This window comes from Stenomitos frigidus ULC18 (genome assembly GCF_003003795.1).
GTDB classification, from domain to species: domain Bacteria; phylum Cyanobacteriota; class Cyanobacteriia; order Leptolyngbyales; family Leptolyngbyaceae; genus Stenomitos; species Stenomitos frigidus_A.
The window spans coordinates 118,811-132,515 of record NZ_PVWK01000031.1 but is presented as its reverse complement, the minus strand read 5'-3'; the positions used below and the strand labels follow the sequence as shown (position 1 = coordinate 132,515).

Sequence of the window (13,705 nt, the reverse complement as noted above, 5' to 3'; positions counted from 1 at the left end):
TGGCTGCACGCGCTTCCTTCCTAACGACCTTTGGAGATTCATCATGGGCTGCTACGTTAAATCTGAGCCGTATCCCTACCCGTTCAATGGCGATCTGCGTCCAGAAAATACAGTTTTCCTCATTATTGATATGCAAACTGATTTCTGCGGCATCGGCGGCTATGTGGATCAGATGGGCTACGACTTATCGTTGACGCGGGCACCGATCGCCCCTATTAAAGCCGTGCTGGACGTGATGCGAGCTAAAGGCTTCCATGTCATGCACACTCGCGAAGGGCATCGTCCTGACTTAGCCGACTTGCCAGAAAACAAACAATGGCGATCGCGCCAGATTGGTGCAGGCATCGGCGATCCGGGACCGTGCGGTAAAGTGCTGGTGCGCGGCGAAGCAGGCTGGGAAATCATCCCCGACCTGGCTCCGCTACCGGGCGAACCGATCATCGACAAACCGGGCAAAGGCTCTTTCTACGCCACCGATCTAGACTTGCTGCTGAAGCGTCAAGGCATTCAAAACATCCTGCTGGCAGGCATTACCACCGATGTGTGTGTGCATACCACTATGCGCGATGCCAACGATCGCGGCTACGAATGTCTCCTACTCTCCGACTGCACAGCGGCTACGGACTATAGCAATCATCTGGCAGCTCTCAACATAGTCAAAATGCAGGGCGGCGTGTTTGGCGCGGTGGCAGACTCGAAGGCACTGCTGGCGGCGATCGCGTAGGGGGCATCGCTTCGCCAGACAAAGAGGGGAGGCAGCGATCGTGGCTTAGACCTCGGAGGTTTCCAAAACCTCCGAGGTCTTTTCCTGGCAGACTTAATTGGTCGTCGAATAGAATTTAGGAGAGCCTGCGCCCTTTGCCCGCTGCATAATGAGCCAACCCGCTGAGCCACCCGCTTCTGTCCCCTACGACTACGATGTGTTCATCTCCTACAGCACTAAGGATAGTGAGTGGGTGCGAGGTGAACTGGTGCAACGCCTGGAAGCTGCCGGGTTGAGGTGCTGCATCGACTATCGCGACTTTCGCCTGGGGGCACCTGCCATTAAGGAACTGGAGCGGGCATCTACCACGAGCCGCAAAACCTTAATGGTGCTAACCCCGCATTACTTAAAAAGCAAGTGGACAGAATTTGAACGGTATATGCCTCAAACTGCCGATCCACTCAACGAGGAGCGGCGACTTATTCCCCTGCTAAAAGAGCTGTGTGAACTACCTCGCAGCATTAGCTATTTGACCTATCTCAACTTTGCTGCCTCAGATGACTTAGAGTCTGATTGGGCGAAGCTGTTGAAGGAACTAAGTAAACCATTAGTTACCCCACCCCAGGAGACTGCACCGAGGCAATGGTTGCTGGCTCACCCCTACGGGATGCCGCCCCACTTCACCGGACGGGTAGCCGAACGGCAGAGGCTGAGCGACTGGCTAAATCAGGGCACTCAGCCCCTGTTTGTGCTGCGGGCATTGGGTGGGTTTGGCAAAAGCGCCCTCACCTGGCACTGGTTGCTGCATGATGTGACACCCCAGCAACGCCCACTGGTGGTGTGGTGGAGCTTTTATGAGGAGCAGGCGAATTTCAACAACTTTTTGCGGGTGACGTGGGCGTATTTGAGTGGACGTGAACCGGGCGACGTGTCACTCCGAGAGCAGCTAGAGCACGTGTTGGCGCTGTTGCAACAACTGCCCGTGCTGCTGGTGCTGGATGGGTTTGAGCGGGAGCTGCGCGCCTACAGCAGTCTGGGTGCGGCGTATCAGGGGGATGACCCCTCACCCCCAGCCCCTCTCCCGCGAGGCGAGGCGAGTTTTAGCCAGAGAGGTGATCAAGAGCGGGATTGCGTGAACCCTTACGCCGAAGCCTTTCTTCGCAGCCTGTCGAGCCTGCCCAACCTGCGGGGCAAGGTGCTGATGACGACGCGCCTGCGACCGCGCCCGGTGGAAGTGAGAGGGGGAGACTTGCTGCAGGGCTGTCGGGAGGAGGAGTTGACCCAGATGCAGCCTGCTGATGCGGTGGCGTTTTTTCGCAGTCAGGGCATTCGGGGGAATCGGAGTGAGATTGAGCAGGCGTGTGCGGCGTATGGCTATCATCCCCTCAGCCTGCGGTTGCTGTCTGGGCTGGTGGTGAATGACTTGCGGCAGGCGGGGGATATTAAAGCGGCTCAGCGGCTGGATGTGACGGGAGATCTGGTGCAGCGGCAGCACCATGTGCTGGAGCAGTCGTACCTGGATTTGGCGGACGCTCGACAACAGTTGCTCAGCCGCATCGCCTGTTTTCGCAGCCCGGTGGATGTGGGCATTTTGGAGGCGATTCGTGATACAGCCTACTCAACCCGTGAGCTAGAGGCAGACCTGCGCGACCTGATCAATCGCGGACTGCTGCACCATGACCGCCGCACCCAGCGTTTTGACCTGCACCCCATTGTGCGCCGCTATGCCTATGACCGCATGGGCACCCCGGAACGCACCCGCGCCCACGAGCAACTGCGCGACTACTTCGCCGCCGTGCCTGCCGTAGAGACGGTGCAGACCCTTGCCGACCTGACCCCAGTGATTGAGCTGTATCACCACATGGTGCGGGCAGAGCAGTATGACGAGGCGCAGCAGTTGTTTCAAGATCGCCTCTCTACGCCCCTTTACTACCAACTCGGTGCTTACCAGCTCCAGATTGAACTGCTGCGCGCCCTCTTCCCCCGTGGCGAAGACCAGCCCCCGCAGCTCCAGAATGAGAGTGCTCAAGCCTGGACGCTGAACGAGCTGGCAAATAGCTACAGCCTCAACGGTCAGCCCGCGCAAGCCGTACCGTTGTATGAGCGACAGAATGCGATTCGAGAAAGGCAGGGGGATAAGAAAAACCTGGCGATCACTCTGGGAAACCTGGCTTACATGGCACAACTCCCGATCGGTGCCCTGCAAGCGGCTGAAGCCAACCTGCGCCGCCGGATCGCCCTCTGCCAGGAGCTTGAGGGTGAGTTCAAAGAGGCGATCGGGCATCAGGAATTGGGGAGACTGCTGGCGTATCGGGGAGTGTGGACAGAAGCAGAAGTAGAATTGGATAAGGCTCTAGATCTAGCCGAGAAGCAAAACGCGATCCAGATCAACTGCAATACCTGGTTTTATCGATCATTGAGTGCCCTGCTAAGAGTGCGGATGGGGGAGACTGAGTCAGCAGCAATGGCGCTGACAGCGGCTCAGCGATCGCTGGCACTGGCGGATGAATTTGCTCGTACCAGTTATCCAGTTGAACATTTCTATGTGCGATCGCACTGGCTGCTGGGAGCCGCCCACCGGGTCAACGGCAACCTGACCGAGAGCGACCATCACCTGAGCGAGGCATTGACCCGTTGCCGCGCCATCAATGTGGTGGATCACGAAGCCGATATTCTGCTGGCTCTGGCACGGTTGCGGGTAGACCAGGGGCAACCAGACGAAGCGCTGCGGCTGGCAGAGGAGGCGCAGGCGATTGCGGAGCGCAGTGGCTATGTGCTACGAGGGGCAGATGTGCAGTTGTTTCTGGCAGAGCGGGCGCTAGGGCGGGGAGAACGGGCACAGGCGTTGGCGTATGCGCGGCAGGCGCGGGCGTTGGCGACCTGTGACGGGGGTGAGTATACCTACAAAGTGACGTACGACGCAGCCGAGCGACTGTTGCAGCAGTTAGAGGCTGGTTGATTCGTAGAGACGTTACATGTAACGTCTCTACTCAGGTGACGTGTTACAGCCGCACATCCTTTAGATTGCTGCGCGGGTCGAAGCTGCGGTTGGAGCGAATCTTTTCGTAGTATTCGCGTTCGATCGCGCTAATTTCCTTTGGCGTTGCAATCACAATGCGAACCATTTGATCGGTGCGATCGCCCTTGGGATTCCGCCAGCCCTTGCCTTTTAGCCGTAGCGATTGACCAGAGCGGATGCCAGCAGGAACATTCACCGTGACGCTGCCATCCGGTGTCGGTACGTCAATTTGGGCACCTAAAACGGCTTCGTCCGGCGCGATCGCCACTTCGCAGGTGAGATTGTCACCCTCAAATTGGAAAAAGGGATGAGGCGCGATCGCCACCATGAGATACAAATCGCCACGTTGATTCGGGGCATATGGACTGCTTCGCCCTTTCCCTTTAATCCGAATGCGACTGCCTGGTTTAGCACCGGGAGGAATGCGAACCTCAAACTCCTCATTGCCTAACATCAGGCGCTTTTGCACCCCACGAAACGCATCCGCAAACGTCAACGTAATGGTTGCTTCAGCATCCAGCCCGGCGCCACCTGAGTCATATCCAGAAAAATCGCTAAAGCCGCCAGGGGCACTTCTAGAGGCACGAGCGCCCGCTCCAGACCGTCCAAAACCGGGGTCACTGCCCATGCGGCCCAGTAGCTCATTGATAAAGTCGTCGAAGTTGCGGTACTGCCCAAATTCAAAGTTTTCAAAGTCAGTATTGGAGCCACGAGACTGAGAGCCAAACGGGGAACCCCCCGGCCCTGCCTGCTTCCAATATTGGCCAAACTGGTCGTATTTCTGCCGCTTCTCTGGATCGGACAAAACCTCGTAAGCTTCACTGACTTCCTTGAATCGAGCTTCGGCCGCTTTGTCTCCGGGGTTCATATCTGGATGATACTTCCGTGCTAGCTTGCGATAGGCTTTTTTCAGCTCATCAGCACTGACGGTCTTATCCACTCCCAGAATGGCGTAGTAGTCTTTAAAGTCAGTTGCAGCCATTAATCCTTCTCCTCTGAGGATTCAGCTTATTTCTCTAAGAACGTCTTAGCAACGTTTTCAGGGTGAGATGTCCTTTATAGCTCCTAGCAAAGCACGAAGCATTTGCATTCTCTCTACTCTAACCCCGTATTCCAACCAATTCCTGTTACTTTGCCGTTCTCTTTGCGCTCAATCTACCAAAAACGTCGAGTTTCGCGGGTCCGGCTCTTGCACTGGCTGAAGGCGCAATGGCCGTACTCTACGTTTCACGTCACCAACTCACTTCAATTAAACGATCGCATCCATCGCTGACACTTGGTGGAGCACCCATTAACCGACGATGCATGCGTAAAATGACGGCATCAGGCACCCGTCGGTAGCGCTGCTGATTGCGTTGAAGGCAGATGTCTAGTGGTGTATTCAGCCAGACGCCAGTAATGTCGGTAAAGCCGCAGGTACGAGCAAGCCCGATCGCCCGACGGCGATCGCGGCGAACAGCATTGGTCGCATCATAAATCGCCTCCGATGTGTGCTCCATCCTACCTTGCTGGACTGTTTGCTGAAACTGCCGACCGACTTCTCGCCACACCTTGAGCCAGTTTTCTTGTACCGCTTCGTCACCAAACAGGCACGATCGAATGGCATCAGTCGAAATCAGTTGCCGTTGTGGGCACGCCTGCAAACGGAGCGCGGCAAAGGTTGACTTACCGCTGCCAGGTAACCCAATCAACAAAATCAGACGCATTGCTGGAGGCTACGGCGATGGAACGCGGAAGTTGGAGCCAAGACGAGTTTAGATTAAGGCTGACGGGTCGTAAAAGGCTTAATCTAAAACACTCTGTCACCCTGGTTCCCTAACCTTTAGATGACTGTCCCGTCAGGAATAACCGCATTCTTCAACACGACAACAATGCCACTACGAATGTAGAAGCCCTGGTTCTCCCGTTCGGCTTCTTCGACGCGATCTTTGTTGACAATTTGCACATTGCTGCCAATACGGGCATTTTTGTCAATAATGGCACGGCGAACAATGGTGTCAGAACCAATACCTAATGGAATCTGATCACCCTGAGAAGATGCTTCAGACTGGCGTTCAGCAAACGGCTGATAGTAATCGGCTCCCATAATCAGGGTGTCTTCGATCGTGCAACCTGATTCAAGGCGCGATCGCACACCCAGCACCGAATGGGTCACAGAGCAGTTTTTTAAAATGCAGCCTTCGCTGATGATCGATTCCCGTATGTGGCAGTCGAGTAGCTTACTGGGCGGTAAATAGCGTTGACGGGTATAAATCGGTGCATCTTCATCGTAGAAGCTAAAGGGTGGACGCGGTTGCTGCGTCAACGCTAGATTCGCGTCATAAAAGGCCTCGATCGTCCCAATATCTTCCCAATAATCGTTAAAGAGGTATGCCTGGAGATTGTAGTCTTTGGACGAGACAGGAATGATTTCTTTACCGAAATCAGTCTGCTCAGGAAAATCTCTCAGCAGTTTAACCAAGGCCTCCCGCTTGAAGACATAAATCCCCATTGAGGCAATGTAGGGATTCTGCTTCGCCTCTTCTGGCGTGAGCCCCAAGACTGTCGTATCTACTGACATTGCAGTCAGCGCATCTCCTTTTGGCTTTTCGCTAAAGTCAACAATGCGCCCAGAACCGTCAATCTTCATCAAACCAAAGTCAGACGCCCGACGGTGATCCATCGGCACTACCGATATCGTGACATCCGCGCCCGTTTCACGATGACGACGGACAAAGTCTCCATAATCCATCCGGTAAAGATGATCACCTGATAAAATTAGATACTCGTCAGCGTTCCATTCTTGAAACAACCAAAGATACTGTCGTACAGCATCAGCAGTGCCCTGAAACCAGTTGGGATTTTCTGGTGTCTGTTGAGCGGCCAGAACCTCGACAAAACCCTCAGTGAAGCCTGTCGTGAAATTGTAAGCGCGGGAAATATGACGATTTAACGAAGCCGAATTGAACTGAGTCAAGACGTAGATCTTAAAAATGTCTGAATTAATACAATTACTAACTGGAATATCAATAAGACGATACTTGCCTGCGATCGGCACAGCAGGCTTAGCTCGCAGCTTTGTCAATGGATAAAGGCGAGTGCCAGCACCGCCTCCCAAAATAATGGCTAAAACTTTTTTCACAACAAACCTCTCATCTTCCCAGCCTGCTCAAGTCTAGTGTGAGCCTGTATGGTTAAGTTTGCAAGGGCTGAAAGAAAGAAGCCTCAAAATTTTGGATCTGTTGAAGGGAAGAGGCTTTGCAACAGGCACGATCATGTGTTCTGGCTGACATAAGACATGAAGATGTCAGCCGAACAGCAGGATTAAAGGCAACCCCTCTTGACGGCAACATTTCTTCTTGGCGCTATATTGGGCCACAGCCTTTCGGCGTTTTCTTTCCTGGCTCATCAAGCTTACTTTGAAATCAGATCGCTTTAAAACAGTAACTGCCTTCATCGCAATCTTCATCGTAATGGTGCTTATGACGCAAAACGATTCCTCAGAAAGCAAGATAAAAGCCTCATTAGAATGGGAACACTGAGAAAAGGTGCGGTATCATAACGAACCGCTTGAGCTCGTACAAGTTAGCACTCTGAGGGATAGGCTCGTGCAGGCGACGAAACAGCAGCAAATCTTGGGTTACTTCATTGAGGAAGCTAAAGAGCACCTCGATACGATCGAGCGAGGCTTATTAGATTTACAAGCCACGATGGCAGATACAGAGCGACTCAATGAGCTGTTTCGCGCTGCTCATTCGGTTAAAGGGGGAGCTGCCATGTTGGGCTTTACCAGCATTCACAAGGTGGGCCATCATCTGGAAGATTGCTTTAAGCTTCTGACCGATCACCCCGTCAAGATTGACCAATCGCTCGAGAACTTGTTTTTACAAGGGTTTGACATTCTCAAAGAGCTGGTTGAAGAACTGCAGTCACCGTATGGTCTCAAAGAAGAAGATGCCGCTCAGCGGGTTCAGGCAGCAGAACCAACCTTTGCAGAGCTGCAAAATTATCTCAACCGTTTACTGCAAGAAGAACGTAATGCTGGCAAACCTGCGATCGCCGTAGTCCAGCCTGTACCTGCCAACCCAGAATTGGCGAATCGGCTGCATGGTGCTCTCAAGATGATGTTGCAACTCTTCAAGCAAGGAGATACACCCGCTAACCGACAGCAACTGGCCACCCTCTGCAGCCGTATGGTGCAACTCAATAGTTCAGCAGAATGGCGCAGACTGCTACAGGCAGTGCACAGCGCCCTGGCTCATCCTCGTAACACCTATGCCATCATGGCGCCTCTGGTCATTAAGGAGCTTAAGTTAGCTGGCGATCTGTTGCTGGTCGGACGAGCTAGCGAGATCATTCCCAGCACTGCCCTACAGCAGCTCACGATACACCCTGCTCCTACGCCTCAGCTCGTTGCGAAGCTGCCACTTCCCGAAGCAACTCACCAACCCGCTGTCCGAGAAGTAACCACAGCTAAAGCCAATCAGATTATCATCCCTGCTGAGCCAAGAGCAGCTGCTAGAGCGCTTTTAGAGGCGTTTAACAAGTCCCAACTGATTGAGCTGGCAGAATTTTTGATGAAAGCGATCCAGTAACAAGAAGTCAGTAGTCAGTAACCAGCAGCAATCGCTAGCTGTAGCTATCAGCGGCTCTTACTCACGTGCTGGACATTTTGACGTAAGTATTCAGGATTTAAAAGTGAGTATGGTAGACCACTGCTGACTGATGGATTCTGACTCCTGACACCTCTTTCTCAGTTGCTTGTACCGCACTTGTTGAGACGCGCTATGGCCGAGAGCTGACGCGATCAACACCCAGCACTCAACCTAACGGGAGGAAACCAACGCACAGCTTGCGTTCAATGCACCCGCAGGCGGAACCAATGCCACAACATGGGGTACAGGGCGAGGGGTATAGCCTACTAACGAAGCACCTTTATAGGCGAGAGAGGTACTGGCACCAGAGTCAAGCATGACAGCGTCCCGAAAGCCAGCTTTTGCCAGTGCCGCACCCAAATCGACGGAGCCGATCGGTTCTTGAGAAACCCCAATTTGAGGTTGCCCAGCCTGATTAATGCCCCAAAAGGCGCGGTGCCGTAGTTCGTTGACGCTATATAAACGACCAAAGCGTTCAATGGGTTGAGGCTGCTCGTTTTCCACCAGCCAACCAGCCGCCACAAACGCATCCGTGACATCCGGCATTTCTGCCTGAATACCTTCGAGGGTATTGTGCTTGATGTAATCAAAAGGCACGAATTTGACGGACTTGGGACCAATCAAAACCAGTGGGCGTTTGGCAAGGAAGGGGATCTCTCCCCGCTTACCGGGGATAAATTCGCCCTCAGACTGGCTCAAGACAGGCCCCAGCATTGCGTTAGAGTCTAAAAACTCCAGAGAGAAAAAACCGCCGTCGACAGCCGCGATCGCCTCAGTGCCCTCTAAAATCTTGGGTACCTGGTCACGCGTTTTGGCATGAATCGTCATCGGTTTACCACCGGAAATAAAAATGAACGGTGTATTGTCAACAGTGGTATTCGTCCGGACGACGGGAGACGAAAAGTCAAAGGCCTGACTAAAGGCTGGCAGCTTTGGGCCGCCCCAGACAACGTCAACCATTTCGGCCAGTCGCGATTGTCCAACCCGGCCGATCGCAAACAGGTTATCTGACTGTCCTGCCAGTTTTTCATTGTTATCATCCATCGTTAAAGCTGCAGCATACCCTGCCTGTTTCACAGCCTCGACTGCTTGAGTGTCATACTTTCCTTCGGGATAGGTGAAATAACGGATCGGAACGCCCAACTCCATTTCCAAAAGGCGTTTTGATTCTTGGGTTTCGATCGCAAGTTCATCAGGTGTCAGCCCTTCCATTACTTTGTGGCTAACACTGTGAGATGAGATCGTGATCAACGGATCTTTTGCCATCTCCCGTAGTTGCTCCCAGGTTAGGCTCGATCGACCCATTTGTTTGCCCACTTTGGCCGTGTAAATCGCAAAGAGAGCAGGGTAGTTATATTTTTTTAGCAGTGGGTAAACGTATTCGTAATGTCCACTGTAGCCATCGTCGAAGGTCAATAGAATGGGTTTTTCGGGTAAGGGGAGGCCCGTCCGTAGATGGGTGACTAACTGATCCATGCTGATCGGGGTCAAACCCTTCTGCTGAATCAGCTTGAGACGTTGCTCAAACTCTTCAGGAGTGACATCAAAAAACACCTTCTTTTCCGGCAAGATGTCGTGATACATGATCACAGGCACTCTAGCTAACCGGGCGCGTTGATTGATTTCGGGGAAGGGAGACGCATTCAAATACGCCAGCATTTGCGGCGCCACCTGTTCAAGCAAGGTACCCATGCCGATCGCCGGTTGTTCAATCAACGTTGCCGTTTGAGTGACATCATTCACAAACCGGGTTAAACCGCCAGCTTGAGCAGACCGTATCGGCTGGCAGGGTGTTGGGGCAACCTCAGTTGGTGTGCCAGTAGGGTTTTCTGTACTGGGCTCATAAGCCCACGCTAGGTTAGAGAACCCGCTGTAGAGTGGCAGCAGTGTTGCCAAACCACTGATCAAAAGCACTTTGCAATTGCGAACCTGGTACTTTGCTAGCGCTTTAATTAAAGCTCTCATCATCAATGTTTGCTTGTTTTGCACGACCCCACCTACCACACACGTTTTTAGCTAAGTTGATCGAGACGAATTGGCAGCCACCAGCATTCGTAGACGAGATCGATTCAGTTCAGCGCTTGTCAACCCTTTACTTAGCAGTAGCACCGCGCCAATAACCCCGAAATACCCTTGCTAGATCTACCCTATTTCTGAGCGTTTGTCAGGTTTTTCAGCATACCTGTTTTAGCGGACTTTATTTGGACACGATCGCCCTTAAAGCCGATCATCCACTTCGCGACTGCTTACCGTCCAATTAGTTGACAACCTCGTCACTTTGTTGCTATCCCGTCTGTGATTTTCAATGACGCGCAGATGTCGCCATGGGCGAGGACTTTTCAAACATCCGCCCAGACACCCAGAAAAATAAAAGCCTCCCCAAAGGAAGGCTTTAGTTATGGTGATTTGACTCTAGGACAATTCCATACTGTTCGATCGTCGAGTCCAAAAACTGTATAAATGATCGCTTGCTATAGGCAAAATTTGCTCGTGAAGGGTTTTTGGAGGCGAATTGTACGGCTTCTCTAACATTGTGAGCGCAACGTCACGATCGGTTCTCATCGCCCTCAAACGACTGTTTTTTGTGAAGATTTTCAACCAGCTGATGGTGATGGGTTAGATCTTTCCAGCCCAGGGAACATTAAACCAGAAGCAACAATAACAGAATAACAGCTGATTCAAGGCAACCCTTCTTCACTACTACTACTGCCAGTCAGTTTGCCCCAGCAGTGGATACTATCTGCTACGGTCATGATTCAGCTTTTTAGCCTTCAGCGCCGCTGGTAGCTCACTTTGCCGTTTGCGTGCCTCATTCCTACTACTTAGATTCCGCTGAGAAAAGACTATGGTGATTGCAACGCCTCAAGAAAACTCTGTCAAGTTGAGAAATCCCAAGAAGCACAATCATTATGGGTTTCGAGATTTCTTCCAATTTGACCAAGACAAGGGCACGATCGTCGATTGGAACGGCAGCAGAAATGTGCTGACAACCGAAGATTTCATCATTGGTCTGGTTGAAGGGCTAGAAGAAGAGGTTGGAGATGCCTCAGCCGCCACGATGTATACAATCGGCTGCGAATGGGGACAAAAAGACGCGTTCTTCTTTGAAAAGTGGTTTGAAAAAGAATTTGATCGCAATCTGCGGCAAACCAATCTCCTGTTTCTACTTGAAACGTGGTGGTGGCCCTTCACCTCTCAAGGTTGGGGACGCTGGGAAGTAGATATGGGCGATCGCAAGCAAGGCTTTATGTTCATCAACGTGTTTGACTCTGCTGTCGCTCGCAGCTTGGGAGATGTGGGCAAGCCTGTCTGTTTCCTATATGCCGGGCTATTCGCTGGCTTCTTTACAGAAATGGTGAAAAAGCAGCTGAGTTGCATCGAAATTCAGTGCTACTCCATGGGCGAAACCTACTGCAAGTTTCTTTTGGGCAGTCAAGACCGGATTGATGCAGCGTCCTTCTGGCTTAACGAAGGAGCAACCGCTAGGGATATTGAGAAGCGCTTACGGACAGGAGACTTATTGCGATGAGTACGCTGACTCTGCCCCAAACCAATGGTTCCAAAGCGTTTCCTGCCGCTCAGCCATGGCAACGAGACTCCGTAAGAACCTTTTTCACGGGCGTTAATTGGGAAGACTATGCACCTGCTGTTCAAGAAATCAAGCTGGGCTTAGGTGAAGGTGGCAACGCCCCTCTAAAGCTTAAGCTGAGCGTCTGTCAATTCTTCGCTGCAGTCAATTGGGACGGGATTGCGATCGCCGCTCCCACGCCTGTTCAACCGACGCCACCGCCCGCTGCCGACGAGCTCACTCTAGACGGCTTTTCTGGACTTTTCTAAAGGAAAGGCTAAAGTCTCAATCAACTTAGTCTTCATCCTTCATCCCTAATAAAGTGTATGCACCCACAAATCGAAACGATCTTTGACGAAGCTGAACATCGTTATCTCAAGCCTGAAGAGCTAGGCGTGATCAATCAATACGTCAACTCACTGCCTGAGCGACTGGATGCGTACCGCACGTTGCGCGATCGCGAACTCGAAATCATGCAGCAGGTAGCAGACCAACTAGAAGCAACGCTACCGAATGAACCAGTTGAAAATTTAGAGCGCAGCCTTAAAAATGCTCTCCTGCTGCTGCGTTATTCTGCCATGGGCATGTTGCTGAACGACGAAGCGTTTGTACAGTCGCGGCTACTAAGTTGGCTCACGACAACGATCAGCATTCACAACACCCAAGCAATCGATACTTCGCTTTTCCGCCTGCTCAACCAACGCCTGACGCAAGCGCTCACAGCTAAGCAGATCAACCTGCTGGGTCCATACATTGCAAAAGTGCAAACGGCAATCCTGCAATCACCGACGCTTGCTGCTGCTGGGAACTAAACATGTAGTTCTCGACTAAAGATGACCGATCAGGATGTTGAATGAGAGCCCATGATCTATATCTTACAGCAATTGTCGTTTGAATAAGCCACATCAACTGAGTATGAGCGTCTCGCTCACACCTGCGAGCAAGAAGTTCGCACTGTGGCTGATCCATTTGCAAACGGCTGTAAGATCTACAGTCACTTCAACTCTTTCCAGTCAAAATTACTCCCTGGTATTCCTCTATGATTTCTGTCGCCGATTTATTAACAAATAACCGCGTTCCTGGTAACTACTTTGCCGTCGATGCCTATGTGCAGGGGGACCTGGAAATGGGCTTGTTGGAGAATCGTCGCGGCGATCGCTTGCTCGCACTTCCCGAAACCCTCATCCAGGCAATCTATGCAGGGCTACAAAAAGAAACAGGTTGTGCCGCACGACTGGTGTTGTTCAACTGTGGACGCTGGTGGGGCAAAAACTTTTATACACGCTTTCGTGAAGAGCTAACTGACTACTACGGTACGGCTCTAGCCGACATGTCAATGCTGGAGTTTCTCAACAGCCTGCAATCCTGTTGGGTCGCTTATGGTTGGGGCAAAATCGAGTTAGACCAGTCACACCAGCACCGAGGCTTTCTCACCATTAAAACGTCAGGCTCTCCTTTCGCTAGCCAAGCGCCTCAAGGTGAAGCACCTTCCTGTTCCCTCGAAGCGGGCGTTTTGAGTGCGTTTTTCAGTCAGTTAACTGGGCGCGAGCTGCACTGTATACAAACAACCTGCGAATCATTAGGTGCAGAGCACAACCGCTTTCTATTAGGCTTAACCAATCGCTTACAGCCCGCAGAAACGATGATTGAAAATCGCTTAGATCACGACTCTATTCTACAGAAGCTTTGTGCCTAGCGTTGGAGGCTGATGCTGACAGTTATTAGCTTCAAGTTCAGTTGCGTGAGTTCGCTTCAAACTAAAAATAAGGAGTGTTCTATTA

Annotated in this window: 12 protein-coding genes; 7 read left to right on the top strand and 5 right to left on the bottom strand. The window is 52.0% G+C overall.

The genetic code is table 11. The annotated features are described in order from the left end of the window. The first annotated feature begins 43 nt into the window (after nucleotides 1–43). Nucleotides 44–724, top strand: a complete 681-nt coding sequence (gene biuH / locus C7B82_RS06865; protein WP_106255556.1) for a biuret amidohydrolase — start codon at nucleotides 44–46, stop codon at nucleotides 722–724. Between the two features lie 148 nt (nucleotides 725–872). Continuing rightward, on the top strand, nucleotides 873–3,662 hold the full coding sequence (locus C7B82_RS06860) for a toll/interleukin-1 receptor domain-containing protein (RefSeq protein WP_106255555.1): 2,790 nt from the start codon (nucleotides 873–875) through the stop codon (nucleotides 3,660–3,662). Nucleotides 3,663–3,705: 43 nt separating this feature from the next. Here the strand turns inward: C7B82_RS06860 and C7B82_RS06855 are convergent, their stop codons facing one another. The 4 genes from C7B82_RS06855 to C7B82_RS32000 form a co-directional block, all read right to left on the bottom strand. Further along, the gene (locus tag C7B82_RS06855) at nucleotides 3,706–4,704 is read right to left on the bottom strand and encodes a DnaJ C-terminal domain-containing protein (RefSeq protein ID WP_106255554.1); all 999 of its coding nucleotides are present in this window, start codon (nucleotides 4,702–4,704) and stop codon (nucleotides 3,706–3,708) included. A 250-nt stretch (nucleotides 4,705–4,954) separates the two neighbouring features. Continuing rightward, nucleotides 4,955–5,428, bottom strand: coding sequence for an AAA family ATPase (locus C7B82_RS06850; RefSeq protein WP_106255553.1), 474 nt, complete (start codon nucleotides 5,426–5,428; stop codon nucleotides 4,955–4,957). A 116-nt stretch (nucleotides 5,429–5,544) separates the two neighbouring features. Then, on the bottom strand, nucleotides 5,545–6,843 hold the full coding sequence (locus tag C7B82_RS06845; protein ID WP_106255552.1) for a glucose-1-phosphate adenylyltransferase: 1,299 nt from the start codon (nucleotides 6,841–6,843) through the stop codon (nucleotides 5,545–5,547). Nucleotides 6,844–7,008: 165 nt separating this feature from the next. Beyond that, nucleotides 7,009–7,170 (bottom strand): hypothetical protein, encoded by a 162-nt coding sequence (locus C7B82_RS32000; protein WP_181357373.1) that lies wholly within the window; start codon nucleotides 7,168–7,170, stop codon nucleotides 7,009–7,011. Between the two features lie 139 nt (nucleotides 7,171–7,309). Here C7B82_RS32000 and C7B82_RS06840 point away from each other — a divergent pair, with 139 nt between their 5' ends. Further along, entirely contained in the window at nucleotides 7,310–8,296 is a 987-nt protein-coding gene (locus tag C7B82_RS06840; protein WP_106255551.1) for an Hpt domain-containing protein, read from the top strand. Between the two features lie 231 nt (nucleotides 8,297–8,527). Here C7B82_RS06840 and C7B82_RS06835 read toward each other — a convergent pair whose 3' ends face one another. Further along, nucleotides 8,528–10,321 (bottom strand): polysaccharide deacetylase family protein, encoded by a 1,794-nt coding sequence (locus C7B82_RS06835; RefSeq protein WP_245939769.1) that lies wholly within the window; start codon nucleotides 10,319–10,321, stop codon nucleotides 8,528–8,530. Nucleotides 10,322–11,201: 880 nt separating this feature from the next. Between C7B82_RS06835 and C7B82_RS06830 the strand changes: the two genes are divergently transcribed. The 4 genes from C7B82_RS06830 to C7B82_RS06815 all read left to right on the top strand — a co-directional run bounded on the left by C7B82_RS06830 (nucleotide 11,202) and on the right by C7B82_RS06815 (nucleotide 13,620). Next, nucleotides 11,202–11,885 carry a V4R domain-containing protein gene (locus tag C7B82_RS06830; protein ID WP_106255549.1) on the top strand — a complete coding sequence of 228 codons (684 nt, stop codon included), beginning with the start codon at nucleotides 11,202–11,204 and terminating at the stop codon, nucleotides 11,883–11,885. Next, nucleotides 11,882–12,193, top strand: a complete 312-nt coding sequence (locus C7B82_RS06825; RefSeq protein WP_106255548.1) for a hypothetical protein — start codon at nucleotides 11,882–11,884, stop codon at nucleotides 12,191–12,193. Before C7B82_RS06830 ends, C7B82_RS06825 begins: the two co-directional genes overlap by 4 nt. Before the next feature lie 57 nt (nucleotides 12,194–12,250). Continuing rightward, nucleotides 12,251–12,736 carry a globin family protein gene (locus tag C7B82_RS06820; RefSeq protein WP_106255547.1) on the top strand — a complete coding sequence of 162 codons (486 nt, stop codon included), beginning with the start codon at nucleotides 12,251–12,253 and terminating at the stop codon, nucleotides 12,734–12,736. 227 nt (nucleotides 12,737–12,963) lie between these two features. Continuing rightward, entirely contained in the window at nucleotides 12,964–13,620 is a 657-nt protein-coding gene (locus tag C7B82_RS06815) for a V4R domain-containing protein (RefSeq protein WP_106255546.1), read from the top strand. Nucleotides 13,621–13,705: the final 85 nt, after the last annotated feature.